The sequence below is a fragment of the Streptomyces sp. NPDC047028 genome (assembly GCF_040644095.1).
Lineage (GTDB): Bacteria > Actinomycetota > Actinomycetes > Streptomycetales > Streptomycetaceae > Streptomyces.
Genome location: NZ_JBEYVS010000049.1, coordinates 26062 through 49352 on the forward strand (window position 1 = coordinate 26062; position 23291 = coordinate 49352).

General features: G+C 70.7%; 19 protein-coding genes, 2 pseudogenes and 1 CRISPR repeat array. Of the genes and pseudogenes, 6 read left to right on the plus strand and 15 right to left on the minus strand.

Annotated elements, in window-relative coordinates; all coding sequences use genetic code 11:
* Positions 1-18: 18 nt before the first annotated feature.
* Positions 19-1446, minus strand: coding sequence for an MFS transporter (locus tag ABZ854_RS31555; RefSeq protein ID WP_361217709.1), 1428 nt, complete (start codon positions 1444-1446; stop codon positions 19-21).
* Positions 1439-3355, minus strand: a complete 1917-nt coding sequence (locus ABZ854_RS31560) for a glycoside hydrolase family 15 protein (protein WP_361217711.1) — start codon at positions 3353-3355, stop codon at positions 1439-1441. Before ABZ854_RS31560 ends, ABZ854_RS31555 begins: the two co-directional genes overlap by 8 nt.
* Before the next feature lie 332 nt (positions 3356-3687).
* On the opposite strand from ABZ854_RS31560, the gene ABZ854_RS31565 reads away from it, so the two are divergent.
* The 4 genes from ABZ854_RS31565 to ABZ854_RS31580 all read left to right on the plus strand — a co-directional run bounded on the left by ABZ854_RS31565 (position 3688) and on the right by ABZ854_RS31580 (position 8418).
* A complete protein-coding gene (locus tag ABZ854_RS31565; RefSeq protein ID WP_361217758.1) occupies positions 3688-6336 on the plus strand; it encodes a LuxR C-terminal-related transcriptional regulator in 2649 nt (882 codons plus the stop codon).
* 433 nt (positions 6337-6769) lie between these two features.
* Complete coding sequence (locus ABZ854_RS31570; protein WP_361217714.1) at positions 6770-7288, plus strand: hypothetical protein; 519 nt, start codon at positions 6770-6772, stop codon at positions 7286-7288.
* Between the two features lie 119 nt (positions 7289-7407).
* Complete coding sequence (locus tag ABZ854_RS31575; protein ID WP_129305317.1) at positions 7408-7605, plus strand: hypothetical protein; 198 nt, start codon at positions 7408-7410, stop codon at positions 7603-7605.
* A gap of 129 nt (positions 7606-7734) precedes the next feature.
* Positions 7735-8418, plus strand: coding sequence for a response regulator transcription factor (locus ABZ854_RS31580; protein WP_361217717.1), 684 nt, complete (start codon positions 7735-7737; stop codon positions 8416-8418).
* A gap of 52 nt (positions 8419-8470) precedes the next feature.
* Here ABZ854_RS31580 and ABZ854_RS31585 read toward each other — a convergent pair whose 3' ends face one another.
* Entirely contained in the window at positions 8471-8890 is a 420-nt protein-coding gene (locus ABZ854_RS31585) for a pyridoxamine 5'-phosphate oxidase family protein (RefSeq protein ID WP_361217719.1), read from the minus strand.
* Positions 8891-9118: 228 nt separating this feature from the next.
* Here ABZ854_RS31585 and ABZ854_RS31590 point away from each other — a divergent pair, with 228 nt between their 5' ends.
* Positions 9119-10885, plus strand: coding sequence for a GAF domain-containing protein (locus ABZ854_RS31590; protein WP_361217722.1), 1767 nt, complete (start codon positions 9119-9121; stop codon positions 10883-10885).
* A gap of 199 nt (positions 10886-11084) precedes the next feature.
* On the opposite strand, the gene ABZ854_RS31595 is transcribed toward ABZ854_RS31590, so the two are convergent.
* The 3 genes and pseudogenes from ABZ854_RS31595 to ABZ854_RS31605 all read right to left on the minus strand — a co-directional run.
* Positions 11085-11543 carry a cyclic nucleotide-binding domain-containing protein gene (locus ABZ854_RS31595; RefSeq protein WP_361217725.1) on the minus strand — a complete coding sequence of 153 codons (459 nt, stop codon included), beginning with the start codon at positions 11541-11543 and terminating at the stop codon, positions 11085-11087.
* Positions 11544-11746: 203 nt separating this feature from the next.
* Positions 11747-12293 (minus strand): annotated as a pseudogene (locus tag ABZ854_RS31600) (rhodanese-like domain-containing protein).
* A gap of 6 nt (positions 12294-12299) precedes the next feature.
* Positions 12300-12464, minus strand: a pseudogene (locus ABZ854_RS31605) (pirin family protein); the annotation flags it as partial.
* Positions 12465-12559: 95 nt separating this feature from the next.
* Between ABZ854_RS31605 and ABZ854_RS31610 the strand changes: the two are divergent.
* Positions 12560-13714 carry a tyrosine-type recombinase/integrase gene (locus tag ABZ854_RS31610; protein ID WP_361217728.1) on the plus strand — a complete coding sequence of 385 codons (1155 nt, stop codon included), beginning with the start codon at positions 12560-12562 and terminating at the stop codon, positions 13712-13714.
* Between the two features lie 57 nt (positions 13715-13771).
* On the opposite strand, the gene ABZ854_RS31615 is transcribed toward ABZ854_RS31610, so the two are convergent.
* The 9 genes from ABZ854_RS31615 to ABZ854_RS31655 form a co-directional block, all read right to left on the minus strand.
* Entirely contained in the window at positions 13772-13957 is a 186-nt protein-coding gene (locus ABZ854_RS31615; protein WP_361217731.1) for a hypothetical protein, read from the minus strand.
* Positions 13958-14242: 285 nt separating this feature from the next.
* Positions 14243-15369: a CRISPR direct-repeat array (repeat unit 27 nt; unit sequence CGGTTCACCTCCGCCTGCGCGGAGCGG).
* A 19-nt stretch (positions 15370-15388) separates the two neighbouring features.
* Positions 15389-15706, minus strand: a complete 318-nt coding sequence (cas2e, locus tag ABZ854_RS31620) for a type I-E CRISPR-associated endoribonuclease Cas2e (RefSeq protein ID WP_361217734.1) — start codon at positions 15704-15706, stop codon at positions 15389-15391.
* Between the two features lie 24 nt (positions 15707-15730).
* Positions 15731-16726: a type I-E CRISPR-associated endonuclease Cas1e gene (gene cas1e / locus ABZ854_RS31625; protein WP_361217736.1), complete on the minus strand. Its 996-nt coding sequence runs from the start codon at positions 16724-16726 to the stop codon at positions 15731-15733.
* Positions 16723-17415 (minus strand): type I-E CRISPR-associated protein Cas6/Cse3/CasE, encoded by a 693-nt coding sequence (gene cas6e, locus ABZ854_RS31630; protein WP_361217739.1) that lies wholly within the window; start codon positions 17413-17415, stop codon positions 16723-16725. The genes cas1e and cas6e overlap by 4 nt, the downstream gene beginning before the upstream one ends.
* Positions 17412-18293 carry a type I-E CRISPR-associated protein Cas5/CasD gene (gene cas5e / locus ABZ854_RS31635; protein WP_361217742.1) on the minus strand — a complete coding sequence of 294 codons (882 nt, stop codon included), beginning with the start codon at positions 18291-18293 and terminating at the stop codon, positions 17412-17414. The genes cas6e and cas5e overlap by 4 nt, the downstream gene beginning before the upstream one ends.
* Positions 18290-19486, minus strand: a complete 1197-nt coding sequence (cas7e, locus tag ABZ854_RS31640; protein ID WP_361217745.1) for a type I-E CRISPR-associated protein Cas7/Cse4/CasC — start codon at positions 19484-19486, stop codon at positions 18290-18292. Before cas7e ends, cas5e begins: the two co-directional genes overlap by 4 nt.
* Positions 19487-19554: 68 nt before the next feature.
* A complete protein-coding gene (gene casB / locus ABZ854_RS31645) occupies positions 19555-20286 on the minus strand; it encodes a type I-E CRISPR-associated protein Cse2/CasB (protein ID WP_361217748.1) in 732 nt (243 codons plus the stop codon).
* Positions 20287-20352: 66 nt separating this feature from the next.
* Positions 20353-21942, minus strand: coding sequence for a type I-E CRISPR-associated protein Cse1/CasA (casA, locus tag ABZ854_RS31650; protein WP_361217751.1), 1590 nt, complete (start codon positions 21940-21942; stop codon positions 20353-20355).
* Between the two features lie 217 nt (positions 21943-22159).
* On the minus strand, positions 22160-22732 hold the full coding sequence (locus ABZ854_RS31655) for a hypothetical protein (RefSeq protein WP_361217753.1): 573 nt from the start codon (positions 22730-22732) through the stop codon (positions 22160-22162).
* Between the last annotated feature and the right edge of the window lie 559 nt (positions 22733-23291).

Below are 23291 nucleotides of genomic sequence, written 5' to 3' on the forward strand. Positions count from 1 at the left end.
GGGCCGCCGCCGGGGCCGTCAGCCCTGGTGCCCGTACACGTCCGGACTCCGCCGCACCGGCGCCGGGGAGGCGCCCTGTGTGCGGGGAAGACGCGCGGCAGCGGCGAGGCCGGCGAGTCCGACGACCGCCAGGGTGATCATCGCCGCCGCATAGGCGCCCTTGGTCAGTCCGGAGACCAGGATGGTGCCGGCGATGGCGGTCCCGAAGGACGAACCGAGGTTGGACACGCTGCGGGACAGCCCGGAGATCTCCCCCTGCAACTGCTCCGGGAACTGCGACTGCACGACGTTGACCGACGGCGTCAGCATGAGGCCCAGCCCGAGTCCGATCAGCAGCAGCCCGGGGACGAAGGCCCAGGCGGTGGAGAACGCGGCGACCAGGGCGATCAGGGCCGCCACGCCGACGTCGCACACGAAAAAGCCCGCCATGATCAGGGTGCGCGGGGCACGCCGCCCGGCCAGCCGTTCGGCGGAGAGGGACGTGACCAGGAGCCCGAGTGTCGCCGCCGTGAACACGACCCCGGTCCGTATGGCGTCGTAGTGGCGCACCGTCTGGAGGTAGGCCGCCACCGTGAACGACGTGCCCATGAGCAGCAGCCACTGGATGTTCTGGGTGGCCAGCCCGAGGTTGGAGACACGGTCGCGGAACAGGCCGACCGACAGCAGTGGCTCCCCGCCGGAGGCCTCCTTGATACGCGCCGAGTGGAAGAACAACGCGAGGACAGCCGCACCCAGGGCCAGGAGGGTGACGGTGAGCCAGAGGGCGTTGTCCGCGGCCAGGATGCCCATGACGACGAGGACGAGCCCCACCGCGGAGAGCACCGCGCCGACGACGTCGAACGAGCGGCCCGGATCCGGCGGCAGCGGATCGCCGACACGGCGGCTGAGGACGATGATCACCGCGATGACCAGGGCCTGGAACACGAAGGCCGCGCGCCAGCTGATGCCGGTCGTGATCAGGCCGCCGATGAGGGGGCCGGTGGCGGCGCCCACGCCGCCCATCGCCATGATGATGCCGAAGGCGCGGGCCCGTGCCGTGCCGTCCGGGTAGAGCAGGGTCGTGAGGATGTACACCGGCGGGATGAGCAGGGCGGTGCCGATGCCCTCGAGGATCGAGTTGCCGAGGATCAGGACGCCCAGGCCGGGGGCCGCCGCGCTCAGCAGGGCGCCGATCGCGTAGACCGCCAGGCCCGTGAGGAAGCAGCGTTTGCGGCCGTAGCGGTCGGTCAGTTTCCCGCCGGGGATCATGAGCGCCGCCATCACGACCAGGAAGACGGTGATGACCACCTGCACGCCCTGGACGGTGGTGTCCAGGTCCTCGCTGATGTCGTTGATCATCACGTTCATGTTGGAGCCGGCGAAGCTGCAGATGAACTGGGCGAGGGCCAGCGCGGCCAGGGCCCGTCGAGGACCGGCCGCTCCCTGGCGCGCCGCCTGCTCAGCCACTGCCCGGACTCGCGGGAGTGCTCTCGGCGGGCACCCTGAGATCACGGATCGCCGGGCGGTGCCGTCCTCCGTCCCTGCGGCCGCCGGCCGCCGCCCCCGCCAGCTCCTCGTCCAGCGCCATGGCGGCGGTCACCAGGGCGAGATGGGTGAACGCCTGCGGGAAGTTGCCCAGTTGCTCACCCGAGGGGCCGATCTCCTCGGCGAACAGGCCGACCGGGTTGGCGTAGGTGAGCATCTTGTCGAAGGCGTACCGGGCCTGCGCGAGTCTGCCGCTGCGGGCCAGCGCCTCCACATAGAAGAAGCTGCACAGGTTGAAGGTGCCCTCGGACCCGCGCAGGCCGTCGGGGGAGGCCGCGGGGTCGTAGCGGTAGACCAGGCTGTCGCTGACCAGTTCCCCGTCCATGGCGTCGAGGGTGCTGAGCCAGTCCGGGTCCCGCGGCGACAGGAAGCCGACCCGGGGCATGAGCAGCAGGGAGGCGTCCAGGACGTCGGTGTCGTAGTGCTGGACGAAGGCCTGACGCTTCTCGTGCCAGCCCCGCTCCACGATCTGCCGGAACACCGCGTCGCGCGCTGCGGTCCAGCGCGCCGTGTCGCCCGGCCGGGAGAAGGTGCGGGCCGCGCGGATACCGCGGTCGAACGCCACCCAGGTCATCAGCCGGCTGTAGGTGAAGTCCTGCCGGCCGCCGCGCGTCTCCCAGATGCCCTCGTCCGGCTGGTCCCAGTGGTCGGCCAGCCAGTCCAGGACGTCGCTCAGCGCCTGCCAGCCGCGGATGGCGCCGACGTCCCCGCCCACGATCAGGGCGTCCGACGCCTCGCCGTAGATGTCGAGTTGCAGCTGGTCGGCCGCCGCGTTGCCGGCCCGCACCGGATGCGATCCCCGGTACCCCTCGAAGTGGTCCAGGACCTCCTCCGTGAGGTAGGGGTCGCCGTCGACGCGGTACATGATCTGCAGCGGGTCCTCCCGGACGGTCTCCCGGACCTCGATGCGGTCCCGCAGCCAACGCCGGAAGGCGTGCGCCTCCTCGTGGAACCCCAGGTCGATCAGCGCCCGGACGGACAGCGACCCGTCCCGGACCCAGGTGTACCGGTAGTCCCAGTTGCGTTCACCGCCGATCTGTTCCGGCAGCCCCATGGTGGCTGCGGCGATCGGGGCCCCGGTCGGCGCGTAGGTGAGCAGCTTGAGGGTGATCGCCGAACGGTTCACCATGTCCTGCCAGCGCCCGTGGTAGGTGCACGACCGCAGCCAGGACAGCCAGAAGGAGCGGCACGCCTCCAGGTCGTCGGTGATCCCCTCCAGCGAAGGGGGCGGTGGCGCGGAACCGCCGCCCGTCGTGCTGGTCAGCACGACGGCGGCCGCCTCTCCGGCACTCAGGGTGAACCGCGAGACGACGTCGTCGCCGTCCGGCCGCAGGGCGAAACCGGTGGTGGACTGCACGTGCAGGTCCGTACCCGGGCCGCGGAAGACCGCCGCGTGCTCGCCGGCCGGGGCCAGGACGTGCGGGGCGCGGCCGTAGTCGAAGCGCGGCCGGCAGGCGAAGCTGAAGGGCATCGTGCCGCGGACCACGCGCGCGACCCGTATCAGGCTGTGCCGGTCCTGCGGCGCCGGGGAGTCGAGGGGCGGCATGAAGTCGGCCACCTCGCCGACGCCCTCGGGCGCCATGAAGCGGGTGACCAGAATGGCAGTGTCGGACAGGTAGAGCTGGCGGACCGTCGTACCGCTGCCCGACGGGAGGTCCACGCCGAGGTGGCAGTGGCCGCCGCGTTCGCTGTCCAGCAGGGACGCGAACAGGCTGGGTGAGTCGAAGCGGGGTGTGCACCACCAGTCGATCCGTCCGCCGGAGGAGACCAGGGCGGCTGTCTGCAGGTCGCCGATCATGCCGTGATCGGCGATGGGCGGGTATGCGTTCACTACGTCCTCCGACTCGCGCACATGCCCTGGGGCACGGCACCGGTCCCACCGGTACCCCTTCAGGTTTCGCGTCGGCCGCCGCCGGCGCATCACCCACCGGGGGTGACGCCGGGGACCGGGCGCCCCGCACCGGGTCCGGGGGCGCCCGCATACGGTCCGGGGGGCGCCCCGCGCCGTATGCGGGGCGCCCCTCCGCCCAGGCCCCGCGGGCGCCGGGCCCGGGGACGAACGGCCCGGACGGGGGCCGTCCGGCCCCATGCGAGCCAGTGCCCCGGCTGACACCATGTGGGGGTTGGTGGACAGCCGTCACGATCCTGCGGGTGGTGAGAGCCGTGACCCCCGACGACGAGACTCCCGCACACCCGGCGGGCCGGGACATCGATCCGCTGGGCGATCCGTTTCTGCGGACCCGCTTCGTCCTGCCCGCGAGACCCGTGACGTTCCTGCGTCGCGAACGGCTCGCCGAACACCTGGAGCACGCGTTGCCGGCACCGCTGGTGATGGTCAACGGAGCCGCCGGGGCCGGCAAGACCCTGTTCGTCGCCGACTGCGCCGCGCACCGCGAGCGGCCGGTCGCCTGGCTGACCGTCGACGACGCGGTGCACGAGCCGGGCATGTTCTGGGCCAACCTGATCGAGGCCCTGCACAGCACGGCGGTGCCGATGCCCGCCGACGTCGGATTCCCCTCCGACGCGCGGCAGGTGGACCGGACCCTGCTGACCCGGCTGGCGGCACGGCTGAGCAGCGCCGGCACCGGCGTGACCATGGTGATCGACGAGTACGACAAGGCCGCGCCCGAGGTCTCGGAACAACTGGCGTTCGTCCGGGAGCACGCCGGGCCGGGTTTCGGCCTGGTCCTGGTCACCCGCACGGAACCGCTGCTGCCGCTCCACCGCTACCGGGCCTCCGGCGAACTCGCCGAGATCAGGGACGCCGAGCTGGCCTTCACCCCCCGGGAAGCCGTCACGCTCCTGGAACTGCACGGGCTGCGGGTGTCCCTCGCTGCGGCCGGCGCCCTGGTGGACCGCACCCGCGGCTGGGCCGCGGGCCTGCGCCTGTGCGCCCTGGCCGCCCGGCAGAGTCCCGACCCGGAGCGCTACCTGAAGGAGTTCGAAGCCGGCCACAGCACGGTCGCCGACTTCCTGCTGGCCGAGGTGCTCCAGCGGCAGCCCGGGACCACGCAGGACCTGCTGCTGCGCGTCAGCGTCTGCGAGCGCTTCTGCGCCGACCTCGCCGACGCGCTGACCGGCCGCCAGGACGCAGCGCGCATCCTGGCGGAACTGCATCACGCGAACGCGTTCGTCGAGGACCTCGGCCACTCCTGGTACCGCCTGCACCCGCTGTTCCGCGAGATCCTCCGCGTCCACCTGCGCGAGCGCAGCCCCGGTCTGGAGCCGGAACTGCACCGGCGGGCCGCGCGCTGGCTGCGCCGGTCCGGCGCCCTGCCCGACATGGTCGTGCACGGCGCGGCGGGGGGCGACTGGGAGTTCACCTCCCGGGCGCTGGTGGACGACCTGGCGATCGGGCAGCTGTTCACCGGACTGCGCTCCGAGGACCTCACCCGGCTGTTCGCCGGCATGGAGTCCGACTCGACCGGTCCGGAGACCGACCTCGTCCAGGCCGCCCGGGACCTGTCCCGGCACGACCTCGACCGGGGTCTGACCCACCTGCGGCACGCCAGGGAGCACCTGGACGCCGAGCAGACGCACCCCCCGGCGGTCCGGCTGAGCTGCGCCCTGCTGGAGGCCCTGGCGGCCAGGTTGTCCGGGTCTCCGCACCGGGCGGAACAGGCGGTACGGGCGGCCGGGGAACTCCAGCGGGAGGTCCCCGTCCACCTGCTGGACCGGCACCGCGAGCTGCCGGCCCTGCTCCTGACCCATGTCGGCTCCGCCCGGCTGTGGGCGGGCCGGCTGGACGAAGCGCGAGCCGCTCTGACCACGGTGACCGGCGACCGCGGAGGTGCCTCGACAGCGGTTCCCCGGCAGGAGTCACAGGTCCACCTGGCCCTGATCGACTACCTCGACGGATGGCCGGACAGGGCCCGGAACCATGTGTCGGCCGCCAGGGCGGAGACCGAACGGTTCAGCCTGCCCGAGGACGCCGACTCCGGTCTCGGCGGACTGGTCCTGGCGGCGGTCGCCGTCGAACGCGACGAGCTGGACGAGGCGCAGACGCTGCTCGACCGGACGCCCGCCCGCGAGACACCGGACCCGGTGGCGGCCGCGGGACGGTCGCTCGTGACGGCCCGTCTGCTGCTGGCCCGTGGCCGGGCACGCGCCGCGATGGCCGCGGCCGTCACGGACCTGCCGACCGACGTCGCGTCACCGTGGGTGGAGGGCCATGCCGCCCTCGTCGAATCCTCCGCCCACCTCGCCGAGGGCCGGCCGGAGGCCGCCGCGGAGGTGCTGCGGGGTCTGGACGCAGAGCAGCCCGTGTGCGCGGTGGGCGTGGCGCGGGCCCGCCTCGCGGCGGGCGACTCGTCGACGGCGCTGGAGGTGCTCGACGCGATGCCCGGCGCGCAGCACGTCGGCCCCGCGGTACGAGTCCGCGCGACGCTGCTGCGGGCGCAGGCCGCACACGCCGCCGGTGACGAGTCCGCCACCCACCGGCTGCTCGCGGAGGCACTGCTGACCGGCCGACGCGACACTCTGCGCCGGGCGTTCCGGGAGGCCGGCACGTGGATGGCACCGCTCCTGGTGCGGACGCCCCTGCGGGAACTCGCCGCCGGATGGCTCGTGCCGCGTGACACCGAGCCCGGTGCGGAAGCCGAGGCCGCACCCGTCCTGGTCGAACGGCTGAGTGAACGTGAGTGCGACGTACTCGCGCGGCTCGCCCGCATGATGTCCACCGAGGAGATCGCCGCCGACCTGTTCGTGTCCGTCAACACGGTCAAGACCCACATCAAGAACCTCCACCGGAAGCTCGCGGTGAACCGGCGGACGGACGCGGTGCGCCAGGCACGCAGGCTGGGACTCCTCTGAGAACACCGTCAGGTGCGGCACCGGCACCCCTCGGCCCGGTGCCCCAGCCGTTCCCGGCGCCACGCCCAGCGAAAGCAACCCGGCGGAGCGAAGGCCACCCGGCGGAGCGAAGGCCACCCGTGGCCGTCTGCCGGTGCCGGGCGCCGGTCCGGGGGCAGCGGCATCCCCCGCCCGGGGTGAGGTGCCCCGCCGGGATCCCGGCTGTGCTGGGAACGGCGGTAGGACGGTTGCCTCGGCGAGCCGAACACCGCACTGCCGCGGCGGGCTCCGGTCATCCCCGCCATGGTCCACCGGCGACGGCCCGCCCCCGGCGGACTGCCGCGGGCCGGCGGACCGGGCCACCGGCCGCACACCGGCGCGGATCGCGGCGCCTCCCGCTTCGGGTGCCCCGGAGGTCCCGGTACGGCCGAGCCGACGTCGGAAGGCGGCCATCATGCTCAGACTCGACCCCACCGTCGCCCGCGACCGGCGCCGGCAGCGCCGCGCCCGCGCCGACTACACCGGCGGCGTCTACGGTTCCCTGCTGGCCGCCACCGTACTGATCGGAGCCGGCACGCTGGGCTCCTTCCCCCGCCTGGAGCTGGTCGCCCTGCTGCTGCTGAGCGGGGTGGCCTTCTGGATAGCCCATGTGCACGCCCAGCTGTTCGGAGCCCGACTGGCGCAGCACCCCCTCGACCGGCACACCGTCCTGCACGTGTGCCGGGACGAATGGCCGATCGTCAAGGCCGCGGTCCCCCCGGCGGTGGCCGTGGCGGTCAGCCCCGTCCTGGGGCTCGACGTGCCGGGCGCCCTGTGGCTGGCGCTCGGCGTGGCTGTCGCCGGGCAGATGGGGTGGTCGGTGGCTGCGGCGCGGCGGGCCGGCGCGCCGGGCCGGCTGGTCGTGCTCACGGCCCTGGTCAATCTGGTCCTCGGCCTGCTGATCATCTCCTTCAAGCTCGTGGTGAAGCACTGACCCGGGTCGACGCCGGCGGGTCACCTGATCCGGGTGAGGTACGGACCGGCCGTGAAGAGGCACGATCGCGGGGAAGGGTGACGTCCGCCGGTGTCGGGTGGCCGTGGGAGGACGGACTCGTGCGCTACGAAATCCGCGTCGAGGGACATCTGTCGGAAACGCTGGCCAAGGCGTTCCCGGAGCTGGGCCATGTGGTGATGTCCGGCCAGACCGTCCTGTTCGGTCCGGTCGTGGACGAGGCACACCTCTACGGGCTGCTGGCACGCTGCCAGTCACTGGGACTGAGCCTCGTGGAGATGCGCCGACTGCCCGAGTGACGGGCACCGCGACGGCGCGGCGTGTCCCCGTCCGGCGCGCGGCACTCGTCTCGGATGCGGTAAGGATCGTACGGAGCCCGATTGCGTTCACAGCGGGCATTCGGCACAGCCGCGAACAAGGAGCATGCGATGGCGGACGGTGGTCCGGGCAGTGCCATCCGGGTCTTCCTGCTGGACGACCACGAGGTGGTACGGCGCGGTGTGCGCGACCTGCTGGACGACGAGCCGGACATCAGCGTGGTCGGTGAGGCCGGCACGGCGGAGCAGGCGCTGGCGCGGGTGCCGGCGTTGCGCCCGCGGGTGGCGGTGCTCGACGTCCGCCTGCCCGACGGGGACGGCGTGACGGTCTGCCGGGAACTGCGCTCGCACATGCCCGAGCTGGTCTGCCTGATGCTGACCTCGTTCGACGACGAGGAGGCACTGCTGGACTCCATCATGGCGGGCGCCTCCGGCTACGTCCTCAAGCAGATCCAGGGCTCGGACCTGGTCTCGGCCGTACGCACCGTGGCCGCGGGCCAGTCCCTGCTCGACGCGAGCGCCACCACCCGGCTGATGGCCCGGCTGCGCGGCGGCCCGCGGCAGGAGGAGGAGCGGGACGCCCTCCCGGGCCTGACCGAGCGGGAGCGGGAGATCCTGGCGCTGATCGGGGAGGGGCTGACCAACCGGCAGATCGGGCAGCGCCTCTACCTGGCGGAGAAGACGGTGAAGAACCACATCTCGCGCCTGCTCGCCAAACTCGGTGTGGAGCGCCGCGTCCAGGCCGCCGTCATCGCCACTCAGGTCCAGGACCGGCGCAGGTCGGAAGGACACTGAGGTCCCAGGGCTGTTCCCCCCCTGCCGGTCACGGGGTGGGGGAGCGTTCAGGTCACCGGGCCGGCCGGCGATCGATCTCACGACCCGTGACCATCTCGGCCTCGATGCGCACGAAGACGCCGGCGTCCGTGACGACCCACGAGCGCGGGCCGGTGCGTTCCAGCCGCTGCTGTTCGCCGGGGTCGGTCACCATGGTCGCCCGCCCGGTGACGACCACGCTCCAGCCCGACCGGGTCGGTGCGTCGAAGTCGTCCGCTTCGAAGGCCACGACGGCGCCGTCGACGGCGCGGACGAGTTCCGAGTGCGCGGACGTGCGCAGGAGGACGGAGGAGTCGCTGTCCAGGGAGAAGTTGACCGGGAGGACCGCGGGCAGCGCCTGCAGGGTGTAGACGACGCGACCGACCGGCACCTTGGCCAGCAGGCGCAGGCACTCGTGCCGACCGAGTGCGCGGAAGCCGTCTTCGTGAAGCATGGCTCCATGCTTCTCCTCCAGGCCCTGGAACGTTAGGGCCGGACGGCCCTGCTCACCCCGTCCGCCGCCCCCGGCGAACGAGAGTCGTCTCACGGGGCACGACGCGATCCCGCACTGTGTGAGCGCGCCGTGCACGAGGAGACGACTGGGCCGTGTTCCCAGGGGGCGGCTAGTGTGGGAGACGACCGCGACAGTCCGGATTCGCCCCGGGGAAGCTGGAGGAGCGGCGTGGTCGATCCGGGAACGCCCCGCGCAGAAGTGCCGCAACTGCGGCTGGACGACCTGCTGGATGAGCTGCAGGCGCGGATCGACGCAGCCCGGGGCGCTCAGCGGCGGGTGTACAGCCTGCTGGAGGCGGTGCTCTCGGTCGGGCGGGAACTGGACCTCGAACAGGTGCTGCACTCCGTCGTGGAGGTGGCCACCACACTCGTCGACGCCGAATACGGCGCCCTGGGTGTCATCGGCCCGGACGGCAGGACCCTGTCGGCCTTCCACACCGTCGGTGTCACGGAGGAGCAGATCGCGGAGATCGGTTCCTTGCCCGAGGGGCACGGCATTCTCGGTGAGGTGATCCGGCATCCCGAGCCGCTCCGGCTGGAGAAGATCTCCCAGCATCCGGCCACCAACGGCTTCCCGCCGCACCATCCGCCGATGAACAGCTTCCTCGGTGTTCCGGTGCGGGTCCGCGACCAGGTCTTCGGCAACCTGTACCTGACCGAGAAACGCGGGGGAGCGCAGTTCGACGCGGAGGACGAGTCCGTGCTGTCCACGCTGGCCGTGGCGGCGGGCGTGGCCATCGACAACGCCCGGCTCTACGAGGAGTCCCGGCTGCGCGAGCGCTGGCTGCGGGCGAACGCCGAGATCACGCACAGCCTGATGTCGGGCGGTGCGTACGACGAGCCTCTGCAGCTGATCGCCGAGCGAGCGGGCGGGATCACGGCATCGGCCCTGGCGGCCGTGGCTACGCCCATGAAGGGCACCGAGTCCCTGAGCGTCGAGATCGCCGTGGGCATGGACGCGGACGCCCACCAGGGCCTGGTGCTGCCCCTGTCCGGCACCTTGATGGGCCTCGCCTTCTCCGCCGGTGCTCCGGTCGCCACCGAGGACGTCAACTCCGATGCGCGGATCTCTCCCGAGCCGCCGCGCTTCGACGGGCTGGGCCCGGGTGTGGCCGTCCCCATCGGCACCGGGGACGGCGGTGTGCGAGGCGTGGTGCTGGTGGTGCGTGAGTCAGGTCGGCCGGTGTTCTCGGAGCAGGAGACCGAGATGCTGCGCGGCTTCGGGGCACAGGCCGCGGTCGCGATGGAACTGGCCGAACGCCGCCTGGACGCCGAGCGGATGGCGGTGCTCCAGGACCGTGACCGGATCGCCCGGGACCTCCACGACCTCGCCATCCAGCGGCTCTTCGCGACCGGGATGACGCTCCAGAGCGCGGGCCGCTTCATCGACCATCCCGAGGCCGCCGCGCGGGTGCTGCGGGCCGTCGACGACCTGGACGAGACCATCAAGATGATCCGCTCGGCGATCTTCGGGCTGCGCACCCGCGCCGGAGCCGCCGACTCGGGGCTGCGGGCGCGGGTGGTGCGCGTCGTCGGCGAACGGACACCGGTACTGGGCCTTACTCCCAGGGTGCGCATCGAGGGCCTCCTCGACACGGATGTCCCGCCGGACATCGCCGACCACGTCGTGGCAGTCCTCTCCGAAGCCCTCACCAACATCGCCCGGCATGCCCGTGCCGACCGGGCCCGAGTCGTCGTGGCGGCCGACGGGCGAGAGGTGTCCCTGACCGTCGAGGACAACGGCGTCGGCATTCCCGAGGGCGGACGGCGCAGCGGCCTGAAGAACATGGCCGAGCGCGCGGAACAACTCGGTGGCCGACTCGACGTGACCGGTGGCCCCGACGGCACCGGCGCCAAGCTGAGCTGGCGGGTGCCCCTGCCCGGCGCACCGGACCCCGGGGACTCCGGCCGGCGGGGCGGGGATCCGGGCAGCTGAACGGCAGGGGCAGCCGCCCCCGTCCCCCGGAGGATGCTGTGCCGGTGACGCCCGGCACAGCCCTCGCCCGCGCCGCCCGCCTCATGCCCCGCAACCGTGTCGAGCGACTGCCGGTCGTCGGCCCGGACGGCACCCTGCTGGGTGTGTCGTCAGCAGGTCCGACCTGCCGAAGGTCTCCCTGCGGGAGAACCCGGACCGGTCACAGTACGTCACCGCTGCCGTAGGGGGCGTACAGGTCGAGGAGCCGGACGCGGGTGGCGTGCAGCCGCTGGGCGGCCACGCGCCCCACCCACACAGCTATCGACCGGCCGAACTCGGCGTCTTCGGCGCACATCGTACGTACCGTCTCGGCGTCGAACTCCCAGGCCCGGACCGGACTGGTGGTCTCGGCGCCCAGGTGCCAGAGATGGGGCGGGAAGTGCCAGGACCAGCCGACCAGCTGGTCGGGGCCGAGTGATTCGACGACGGCCGGGCGGCGGCCGGGTACGCGCATGTGGAGGGCCACGGTTCCCGTGCGCACGATCCAGAACCGGTCGGCGCGGCCACCCTCCTCGAACAGGCGGGTTCCGGCCCCGAAGGAGACCGGGCGGGCGAGACGCATCAGCGCTTCGCGGTGCGCGGGCTCGAGCGCCGTGTTCATGGTGATTGCGGAGATCATCGCACCGGCTCCCCTCATGGACTGTCGATCCCAGCGTGCGCGCCTTCGCGAGCCCCCACCACCGGCCGTCCGGACCAGGCCGCCGGGTCCTTCGGCCCATGCGCACCGCCTGCGGGCCCGCACACGCCGGACATACCTGCCGTGAGGGAGAAAGGCCACGGGCGTGCCCACGCGCATCGTGGTCATCGGGGTGCGGTCAGGGTTCAGCGGGCCAGGGCGGCGAGGGTCTCGTCCAGGTCGGTGCCCTCGGGCCGGTCGTGGGGGGAACCTGGCGAGAACCTTGGCCAGGCCACAGGTGTCGAACAGGGCCGAGAAGACCAGGCCGCCGGCGACGCCCGCGGAGAGCACCCGGGCCTTGGCCCACCGCAGACCGGCGGCCAGCCCGGTGAGGACGAGGGAGCCGGCAACGAGGCGGACCTTGCGTGATGCCGCCGGCCTCGCCCGCAGGGCGTTGGCGGTCCATGGCCCAGTGGGCGCGGGCGCCCGCGGCGCGGTGCGTGTCGTGGCCCAGCCGGGTCCAGGCGCTGGTGCCGCCTTCAGGCTGGCGGCGGTGACGCCCTCGTCGGCGAGACGGCGGCAGGCCGTCGCGGAGCGCGTGCCGGAGGCGCACACGATGAGGAGGTCACCGCGGTCCGCGGCGGCCTTCAGGGCGGGCAGAGCGGTATCGAGGCGGTCGAGGGGGATGTTGTGCGCGCCGGGCAGGTGGCCGGAGGCGTACTCGCCGGGCGTGCGTACATCGATGACCGTCAGCTCAGCTCAACGCACTCGGCCCCGTGGTTTCAGTGGCACCGGCGGCAGTTCGGGGGCGGGGAGTGGGGCTCCGTCGTAGCCCTTGACATCCCCGAAGGCCGTTCCGGTCATCCAGTCCTCCCGGGCCCGGGCGATGTCGTCCTGGGTGCGCCCGACGAAGTTCCACCACATACCACGTGATCGGCGGTTCTTCCCAGTTCAGAGGTATCGCGCACCCTCGGGCGTCAGCAAAAGGTCAGCATCGGACGCCGAGGAGACATCACCACATGGCGGCACGCGCGCTCGCCCGAGGTATGGGCACCTTCTTCAAGGACTGCGAGCACCCTGAGTCCCGCTGGTCCAGGTGCCCGCACGCGTACAAGATCCGATACCGCAACGCGGCGGGCAAACAGACGGAGGAAGCGGGCTTCGGAACCCAGGACAAGGCCATCGCCCGTCTGTTGGAGGTCTACAACCACAAAAGGGCGACGTCACGCTCCCAGTCGAAGGCGGAACGCATCCAGAAGTACGGGAAGATGCGGTTCGAGGAGTACGCCGAGGAGTGGAAGGCCGGCCAGAGGCACCTGGCGGCTGCGTCAGTACGGCATCTCGACTCGTTGCTGGAGCATCACCTCTACCCGGCGCTCGGCAGCCGCCGGATGAACTCCTTCGACCACAAGGTGGTCGACGGCTTCATCCGCACCATGGAACGCAACGGCGCCGGTCTTGCCACCCAGTCCAACGCCTTCGACAAACTGCGCGCCGTCCTCCTCGACGCGCAGCGACTGGGCATCTTCTTCGACAACCCACTGGAAGGCGTCAAGCCGCCGCAGTACGACCCGGCACGGACGGTGATCCCGTCCCTGGAGCAACTGCGCGGCATACGTGCGGCAGGCGATGACGCCTTCACTCTCGTTGTCGACCTGATGAGCGGCTGCGGCCTGCGCAACGGCGAGGCCTACGCGGTGAACCTGAACAACATCGTGGCTGATGACGTCTACCGAGTAAGCGAGCAGGTCGTCCTCTCCACCCGCCAGTACGGGCCGCTCAAGCACCGGAAGGCGGGGGAGTACCGCGATGTACCCTTGCCCGCGCGGATCCGGGAGACGATCGAGTGGTACGCCGAGAAGCACGGCACGGTCGACGGCTATCTGCTGCGCCAGCCGACCGACCCGCGTAAGCCGTATCCGCACTGGGGGATGGACAATCAGTGGCGGCGGATCCGGGCATCAGGCGGGGTGGATATCCCGGCTGGGATGGTTCTCTACGGGAACCGGCACTTCTACGCCTCGAACTGCCTGAGCAATGGCATCCCCATCACCGACGTCGCCGAGTGGATGGGGCACAAGAGCGTCGACGTCACATTCAAGATCTACCGGCACCTTCTTCCAGGATCGATCGGCAAGGCAGCCCAACTGCTGGACATGGCGCTCGCGGCCTGAAAGACGACGCAGGCTCCCTGACCCCACCTGCGGGGCCAGGGAGCCTGCGGCTTGGGCTCAGCCCAGTTTTTGCTGATGTGCCCAGGCGTGCACATCGCTGACCTTAAACTGCAATTTTGCACTGCGGCCCTGCCCGAACTTGTACGGGACCAAGCCGAGTTTCGGCGCGTCTCGGTACACCCAGGTGATCGACATGTTCAGGTACTCGGCGGTCTGCTTGGCGTTCATGAACTGCACGGGCATGCGTGATCCTCAAGATCGGGGGACGGCATGGCTCTGAGTTTCCGAGCAGTACGTAGTTTGGGCAGGCTGCGATCTAGTGGTAGGGCAATCGAATCCGGCAGCTTGTGATCTGCCGGGCTAGACACAATCCGGGTGGCTGACCAGCGGACATGGCTGCCTGGAGAGCGGCTTGCACATGGTCGTTTTGGGGAGGGGCGGAATCTGATGTTGATGGAAGCGGTTCTTTCTTAGGAGCGGGGACTGCCGGTTGCGACCGTGCCCCGGAGGCTCTGATGACGGCGAGGGTGGTTCACCTCCGCCTGCGCGGAGCGGACAGCGGACTGCACGGACTGGAAGATCTGGTCGGTCGGTTCACCTCCGCTTGCGCGGAGCGGACGTCGCAACAACGAGCTGCTCAGGACGAGCAACCGGTTCACCTCCGCCTGCGCGGAGCGGACCGACACCCGGGCCCGCAGTTCGTCGTCCACGGCGGTTCACCTCCGCCTGCGCGGAGCGATCGCGCCCTGGACGAGCGGGCCATCGCCGGAGCCGGTTCACCTCCGTCTGCGCGGAGCGGACGGGTCCGCGGGGACGACGGCGATGGCCGCGTACGGTTCACCTCCGCCTGCGCGGAGCGGACGCCGCCCAGCTGAAGCTGCTGCGCCGGCAGGCCGGTTCACCTCCGCCTGCGCGGAGCGGGCGCCGGGGGCCTGCTCGTCGGGCCGGCCGAACACGGTTCACCTCCGCCTGCGCGGAGCGGACTGGACAGTGCCACGGCCCGTATCAGTGACCAGCGGTTCACCTCCGCCTGCGCGGAGCGGACAAGCCCGACACCAAGGGGGCGGCGTCGTGAAGCGGTTCACCTCCGCCTGCGCGGAGCGGAGGTGGCGGTGGTGTCGTCGAAGCGGGCGGTCAGCGGTTCACCTCCGCCTGCGCGGAGCGGACACCGACGGCATGTACACCATCGAGAAGGCCGGCGGTTCACCTCCGCCTGCGCGGAGCGGACCAGTGCGCGGACCGGTCGGTCTCATCGCCGGGCGGTTCACCTCCGCCTGCGCGGAGCGGACGGCCATCACGGAGGTGGCCAGGGCGATGGAGACGGTTCACCTCCGCCTGCGCGGAGCGGACGCGAACGTCGGCCACGACGGCGGAACATCCTCCGGTTCACCTCCGCCTGCGCGGAGCGGACACGCGGACTGGGGAGCAGCCCCACGACTACGACGGTTCACCTCCGCCTGCGCGGAGCGGACTCCACCGCCGACTGCCTGAAGTACTACGGGCACGGTTCACCTCCGCCTGCGCGGAGCGGACGTAGTCGCGGGCATCGGAGTCGTAGTCGACACCGGTTCACCTCCGCCTGCGCGGAGCGGACAGGCGGAGGACGAGGAGCTGTTCGGCGCTGGACGGTTCACCTCCGCCTGCGCGGAGCGGACCCCTTCGCGACCTGCGGTTCTATGCGGGCTTTGCGTTCTCTTGACTTGATGGGAGGCGTTGGAAGGCGATGAGGGTGAGGCCGTCGAAGTCGACGGGGTCGCGGTGTTGGGGACCGGCGGTGTGGAGGGTGAAGCCTTGTTCGTTTGCTGCGGGGTAGGCCAGGACGGCGCTTCCCTCGGTGAGGCAGGCGGTGAGGTTGTCCCAGAGTTCGGTGCGGACGCGGGCTGAAATGGTGCCGATGTAAAGGGTGGGGGTGACTTCGAGGAGCCAGCGGGTGAGGGCGCCACGGAGGTGGTTGGGGACTGCGGTGGCGGAGATGACGGTCATGGCAGGCATAGCTCTGCATACTCCTCGCGTGGGTCAGGAGGGGGCGTGGTTGGTGCCGCCGGGGAGAGGGCCTGTGACCGGATCCCAGAGGTCGACGAGTTGTTCGTCGAGATCTTCGCCGGGGTCGGGGCGGTCATCGTCGGGTGCGAGGAGGGTTTGGAGGTCGCGGACGATACGGGGCATGAGGCGGAAAAGGCGGAGGCCGTCGCGGAAGGAGCGGCGGGCTTCTGATTCGGGCTGGGTGGAGGCGTTCAGGGAGAACGCCAGGGGGATGGTGAGTTCGGCTTTGTAGAGGTCGGCGATGTCGTAGACGAATGCTTGCTGGTTGCCGCTGTGGACGAAGCCGAGGGCGGGTGAGCAGCCGAGGGCGACGATGGCGGCGTGGACGATGCCGTACAGGCAGGTGTTGGCGGCGGACAGGGCCAGGTTGACGGGGTCCTGGGTGTCCCAGGAGTCGGGGTCGTAGGAGCGGCGGAAGCGTCCGATGCGGTGCTGGCGGGCGAGGAGTTTGTAGAGGGCTTTGACACGTTGCCCTTCGAGCCCGCGGAGCTGTTGCAGGGTGGCGCCAGGCGGGGCCTGGCCTGGGCCGAAGCGGTGTTCGTACATGGCGGTGGCGATGGCGAGGCGGCGGGTCTCGTCGGCCCAGGCTCGGGCTTGGTGTTCGAGCCAGGTGGTGCTGAGAGTGCCGGGGACGGTGGCGGCGTAGCAGCGCACGCCGGCCATGCCGGTGATCAGGACGGTGGTGCCGTGGCGGGCGAAGGTGGCCAGGGCGGGCGCGGTGATGGAGGTGCCGGGGCCGAGGAGGACGCAGGCCAGGGAGGCGGTGGGGAGATAGACGGTTTCGTTGCCGCGTTGTTGGGTGGTGATCTCTGCGCAGACGCCGGTGTCGTCTTGGTGGACGCGGACGACGTCGAGGTAGAGGAAGGAGAGGCTGTCGATGACGCGGGGCAGCATGGCGACGGTGGGGGCGGCCAGACGGCGACGGCCCCCGCCGTTGTGGTCGGGAGCCGGTGCGGTGGTTCGGGTCATGCGGGGTCCGGGGCGGGGGCGATGCTGAGGAGTCCGCAGCCGTAGGCCTTGCCGCGTCCGATGCCGCTGTGGACGGCGGTGCGCAGTACATCGGGGTTGATGATGGTGGCGGTGCCGTCGAAGCGGACGCGGTGGTGGTGGATGCGGTTGCTGTTCTTGGTGCGGTCGGCCGGGGCGGTGCCGTCGGGGGTTTGCCGATCACGGGCCGCATCGACGGGCTGGGAGTGCAGGGTGAGGAGTTTGAGCCCGGCCTTGTCGGCCTGGCGCTGCCACCACTCGTCTGCGGCGGGGCCGTTGAGGGGGACGGCGGCGGGCAGGTTGTAGTGGGCGCGTGTGGTGGCGCCGGGCTTGCGCACGGGGGAGGCGGTGCAGCGGTAGTGCAGGGTGAGGCCGGGTTTCAGGGCGTCGAGGAGGGTGTCGAGGGGGCGCGTGGTGAGGGTGCCGTACCCGGCGGGGAGGCGGTCGGGGGCGGGGGGCTCGTTGGACTGCACAAGGAGGTGGCAGCCGCGCGGGGTGTCCTCGACGCGGAACAGGACGCCGAAATGGGTTCGGGCCTGTTCGGGGATGCCGTCGGGGAAGAGAGACATCACGCGGCGGTGCAGGGAGGCGTGGTGGCTGCTTGCACCCAGTTCTTGCTGGGCCAGGCGGGAGGTGGGGTGAGGGGCGAGCCGGGTGAGGTAGAGCGTCACTGGATGCTTCCTTCCGGAGCGAGATGGGCGGCCGGTGTGAAGGTGGGGGACGTGTAGGCGGCCAGCTTGGCCAGCTGATCGGTGCCGTATCCCGCGCAGTGGGAAGTGGGCAGGGCGAGGGTGCGCCGGTAGAGAGGGCGGACGCGGTAGCGCCGGTGTCGGCTGGCGAAGTCCACGGGGACGTCCAGGACGGTGGAGTGCTCCTGTCCCGCATCGCTGTCGCTGCCGGTGTGATTGGTCGGCACGGACAGGCCGATGAGGGGTTGGTCGGAGAGGAACAGCACCGGGATCGTGCCGTGTTCGCTGTCATTGCCGTGGGTGGCCGCAGTGCGGGGTGCGGGTAGTGCGAGGGGGAGGTGGAAGAGGTCGTGGAGGGCGTCGGTGCTGCGGCCGAGGAGGAGAGGGCCGGCCGGGGGGCAGGAGCGGCGGCCGAGGTAGAGGGGCCAGCGCGGGAACTGGAGGGCGTTGGCCCAGGCGGTGGGGGGCTGGGCGTGGTCGGGCAGGGTGAGAGCCACGGTGAAGGCGGCGTCCTGGAGGTACCAGCGGGTGCTGGTGAGGGTGGAGGTGTCGCTGTCGCGTCGCTTGCCGTCGGCGGTGACGACTGTTCGGTCGCCGGCGAGGCCGCCTCCCACGGTGTGGAAGTCGCGCAGGTGGTTGCCGGGGCGGTCGGCGCGGACGGTGATCGATAGGTTGAGGTCGTCGAGGCTGTGGTGGCGTTGGCGGCCCAGCGCGGCGGCGAGGAGGCCGGTGAGGGCCGAGCGGCTGGGGAAGGGCAGGGTGTCGCGGTCGTTGAAGTGGCTGTGTTCACCCCAGGACTGCAGAGGCCCGGTGAGCCGGAGTAGGAGGCCCGGCACCTGGGCCGGACGGGGGGTGGTCACGCGACGCCGTCCTCGTCGCCGGTGGTCCGGGTGTGGCCGATGGTCTCGGCGATGAGGGCTTCGAGTCCGTCGAAGCGCTGGCCGAGGGCGTCGGGGAGGTCCTTCAGTTCTGGGCTGGTCCAGCTGCGAGAGATGAGGTGGCTGGTGCCGAGGAAGGAAGCGGCTGCGGCTGCGTACTCGGCGAGGGCGGTGACGGCAGGGGCGCCGTTGCCGCCATGGGGGCCGGGCTGGACGGGCTTTTCGAAGGCAGCGGCGAAGGAGACCGGCCTGTCGCCGCGCACCGAGAAGTGGACGAGGTGCGGCAGGGTGTGGGGGGCGGTGGAGTTCTTCTTGGCCTGCGGCACGGAGAGAGTGAACGCGGTCAGGAAGCTGGTGAGTACTTCGTGGACGTCGGCGTTGGCCTCGGTGCCGGCGAGGTTGCGGGTGAGTTCATCGAGGTCGATGGTGGCGTAGCGGTAGAAGGTGCCGGCGCTGAACTCCGCATGACCCATGTGGGCGCTGCCGGTGGCGTCCTGCCAGGTGGATGTGAGGTCGTCGACCGCGGTGAAGTAATCGAGGTCGGCGTCGGCCTCGTGCGTGGTCATGGCATGAGCCACCTGGACCGCGCCGTCGACACCGGCCCGGTCGATCTCGGCGAGCATGCGCCCGAAGAGGTTGATCACGTCATTGCGGCTGCGCAGGATCGCGTCGATACCGGCTTTGGGCAGGGCCGAGGCCTTGGCATCACCCTTCTTGGTGATGTCCTTGGCCGCTTCCAGGGCCTCGCGGTGTTCCTCGGCGTAGTCAGCGAGTTCGCCCACGGCGGCCTGGGGAACGTAGATCATCGCGTTGGTGACCACATGGTTGGGCACCAGGGCCCTTTGCTTACCTTCTCCCTCTTCCTCGACCTCGAACTTGCCGATCGAGGCGGCGATGTGGGCGCCCGCACGCTCGGCGAGCTCTTGCGGCCATCCACGGCCGGCGAGTTCACGGGTGACGGCCTCACCGATGCGCCGGGTGCGCAGAGTGCTGTTACCCGTGATCTTCTCGAATTCGACGCGTGCCGCCCGCTTCCACGACTGGCTGCTGACCCGCGTGCGCAGCTTCGCGCCGTACAGGACCGTCTTGACGGAGTTGGTGTCGTCGCGGTTGAGGTTCGCGAAGGGCACGGACTGGATGATGTGGATGTCGAGGAATCGGGCGCGTACAGGCATGGGAGGTCCTCCGTGCAGTGGATGAGTGCCGGCCTCTGCGGCCAGCATGAAAACGGTTCTGTAAAAGGTCAGTTGGAGTCGCCGGTCTCGTCGTCCTCGCTGTCGCGGCGCTTCGCAGCGGCTTCGATGGCGGCGTTGTGGATGCGGTAGAAGTCCTGGAGCCAGCGCCGGGAGATGGCCTTGGAGTACTGGGGCCAGACCGCGAGGTCACGGAGGAGGACGGCGAAGTCGATGTCGATGTCGTGGCTGCGTAGCAAGCGGACGCTGCCGGGCAGATGTCGGTGGAGTCCGTCCAGACTTTGCCGGGTCAGAAGGTTCAGGCGGGCCTCGGCCGTGTCCTGACGTACCCCTGCCTGCCCGGCCCGTGCCGCAACGGCGCGGGCGAACGAGGCCCCCAGGCTGTCCCTGCGTGTCCGGACCTGCGCCGACTGCCCGTGTGCAGGAGCTTGTACCTCGTTCTCTGGCGCTGATCTGGCGGGTTCGTTCTCGGCGGTGGCCGTTCGGTCTTGCCCATCGGGCTCCGATTCGTCATCGCTGGTGAGGATGGTAAAGGAGTGGCGAGGGCGGTCGGAGATCATCGCGGCCACGGCGTAGAAGGCACGCTCTTCGGCTTCCGAGCGCTGCTGAGGCAGCCAGGGGGCGACGATCCGGTGCAGGGAACTGACGTCGTCCAGCCCGCGGCGCAGTCCCTTGCGCAGGGCGACCCGTACGCCGGGATCCGTGCCGCATCGCGCGGTGATCTCTGCGACGTACTTTCGGTATAGGGCGAGGCGGTCGGTCGGTGGGGCAGTGGTGGTCATAGGGCGGTTCCTCCTTGGACGGCCGCTGCGTGTGGGCGCAGGTGAGGCTGTCGGTAAGGGGTTGATTCAGGAGCGGGGGCGTCGGTTGCCGCCGTAGAGTTCTGTACGGGCGTCGGCGACGGCACGTGCACCCCGCTGTGTGTGGCAGACGAGTTCGGTGACGCTCGCGTAGGCACGTTCCGCGATCCGCAGAAAGGCACGCCGGACGGCGTCGCGGTCGAGTCCCGCCTCGACGAGGAGGGCGCCCGTGGTGTCAAGGGCTTCGAACTGCGACCAGAATTCCCTTTCGGCCTCCGGCCAGTACAGGGCGGCGGCCCGCTCGGTCCAGCTGTCGGCTTCCTTCGCCCTGGATTCACGGGTGTAGAGCTGGCAGGCACGGCGCACCGCGTACTCCACGCGCCGGCCATACAGTTCACCGGTGCGCCGGAGCCGGCCAACCGCCGGTGCGGTGGCTGCGTTCCTTTCTTCTGACCGGTCAAGGACTGGCGGAGTCAGACCGGTTACGAACTGCCGGTCCTTGGCCTGTCCGTCCTGCTCGAAACCGAAGGCACGAACTGCCAGCGGCCTCGCCAGCGCGTCGGAGACCTCCTGGGCGTGCGAGACGACCTCAGGACGTCGGGCCTGGGCAGCGCCACCCGGATTACGGAGCAGCAGGCTGTCGATGTCCCGCCACAGAGCACGTCCGGAATCCGCGGGCCGGGGATAGGGATTGCCCTGCTGGCTGATCTGCCAGATCAAGAACGGATCGTCGCGCGGCAGACGCCCGTCACGGTAGGCCCAGGTGATGAGGGCATCCGTTACGACCTTCCGATCGCCCGGGTCGGGGATCAGGAGCAAGGCGTGCTGGGAGACGGCGGTCAGCCGCGAGCAGGGCCCCTGTACGGCGGGCGGCGGCGCGTCCGGGTCGGCCAGCTCCTCCCACTCCCACATGCAGCGGTCTCTTGTACGGCGCACCTGTGGCTCCGGGCGCAGTAGGCCCGCCAGGAGAGTTTCGAAGAGGGTGGAGCCCTGGGGGTGGTAGGAGAGTGCGCCGCGCAGCGGGCCGGCCTTCATGTTCGCGCTGGAGGTTCCGCCTACGGTGCGGGCGGAGCCTCGTCCGGAAGGGCCGTAGTAGTGCCAGGTCAGCAGGCTCAGGGCGGCTTCGCCGGCTGGGACGGGATCGGGCTCGCTGTCCTGGACGTGGGTGAACCAGGCATGGTTGTTCCCGGAAGGCCGGGTCGCCACAAGCTTGTTGACCCCAGCCGAGCGCGTCAGATCGCACTGTCCCGCAAGGCGCGGATCCTGCATCCAGGGCCGCTCGCCGAACAGATCCATCCGGTGCGCCCACGAGTCGAAGTAGGCGGTGATGCCGTCGGCGGGCATTCGGCCCGCATCCAGGATCTCCAGGCGGCGATCGGACCAGTCCACGCCTGAAGCGTCCGCGTCCTCGTCCAGCCCGCAGACCCTCCCGGCGAGCGCGTACAGCGGGCGCAGGACTGCTGAGTGGGCGGGTGGCTCAGTGATGGCGAGTGCGCTGATCTCGTGGCTGCGCGCCAGCAGGGTGCGCAGGCCGACGAGCGGCGGCAGGTCCTCGCCGGCCGCTCGTGCGGCCTGCGTCCACAGGACCGGTAGCCACGGCGCTTCGTCAAGAGGAAAGGCGGACACCGTGAAGATCACGCTCCTGTGGTGGTCGGGTTGGCACAATGGCGACGAGGGCCCTGCGTGAGCAGGGGTGAACCGAGTGCGTGGGACAGCCCGCCGCCGGCAATCCCCTCGTGCCCGCGCAAGCGGGCTGATGCGGCCTACTCTCCCGGCCCCCTACAGTCCGGGGGAGTAGGTGCGCTTCAAGGATCCAAGAGTGCATGGGAGAGCACAAGCGCTTCGTTGGACTCGGTCAGATTCGTTCAACTCCGGTCGCACGTGTGAACTGGATGTGTCTGCCGTCGAGTTGGCCATGCCAGGAAGCGTCCTCGGCATCGTGCTGTGTCCGGGTCATGGGCAGAAGGACGAGGTCGCGCAGATGGGTGTGCCTGCGCCAGGCCGGAGGAAGGTCGGACGGGTCGTCAGCCGGGGGCAGCCAGCTGCCGGGGATCGGCACGGTGCGGGCGACGATCCGTCGCACCGCCGTGCGGTCCGGTGCGCCCTTGCCGGGCATGGGAAGTCGTCCTTCCTCATCGAGCGTGACGCCGCCCCCCTCCTGGGTGAACAGGAGGAGCAGGCGTCCGGTATCCGCACCGAGCCGGGTGGTGAGCAGGTCCGCAGTGACCTCCGCGGTGCCCCGACTGAGTCGGGACAGATCACCGCGTACGGCATACGGTGGGCTGATTCCTGTCATCGCTGCGAGCGTCTCCTCCGCTAACCGAGCACCCGCTCGGCGTTGATCGAGCGCCTGCAGTCGACGTGCGGCTGCTTCGGCCTCCACCTGGCCGGCTTCCTCCAACCGGTCGGCGAAGTCCTGTTCGTACACAGCGTCTACGAGGTCCTGCACGTCCCCGGGAACAGCGATCCCTTGCCCTGCCCTTCCCCGAAGCAAGGCGGCGGAGCGCAGCAGCAGCGAGTGATCGTAGACATCTCCCCAGGACCGTGGGGGCTCAGTGGCCCCGTCCGGCCCAGCGGGTTCCAGAACGACCAGAGTGGGCCGGTCCTCCGGGAGTGCCCAACGGGGCCGTCCGGTCGCTCCGCGGGTGTGACGCCGTCCGCGGCCCGCGCGTTGTAGCAGCAGGGCCAGTGGAGCGAGGTCGCTCACCACGAGGTCGAAGTCGAAGTCGAGAGACTGCTCCACAATCTGGGTCGCCACCAGAATCGACGCGGGCCGCACGACAGGCTGTTCGTCCAGGCCCGGCTTTCCGTAGGCGCGTTCACAGTCGGCGGTGATCTCCTGCCGCAGCAGGCCCGGAAGCCGAGAGTGGAGGAGGCGAATTCCGCCCTGCCTCAGTGAACCTCTTTCATCCTGAATAGTCGCAGGTCAGTAGAACGTGGATGGATTGGACGGTGCGGCTGATGCGGCGGGTGGAGGAGCGTGCTCT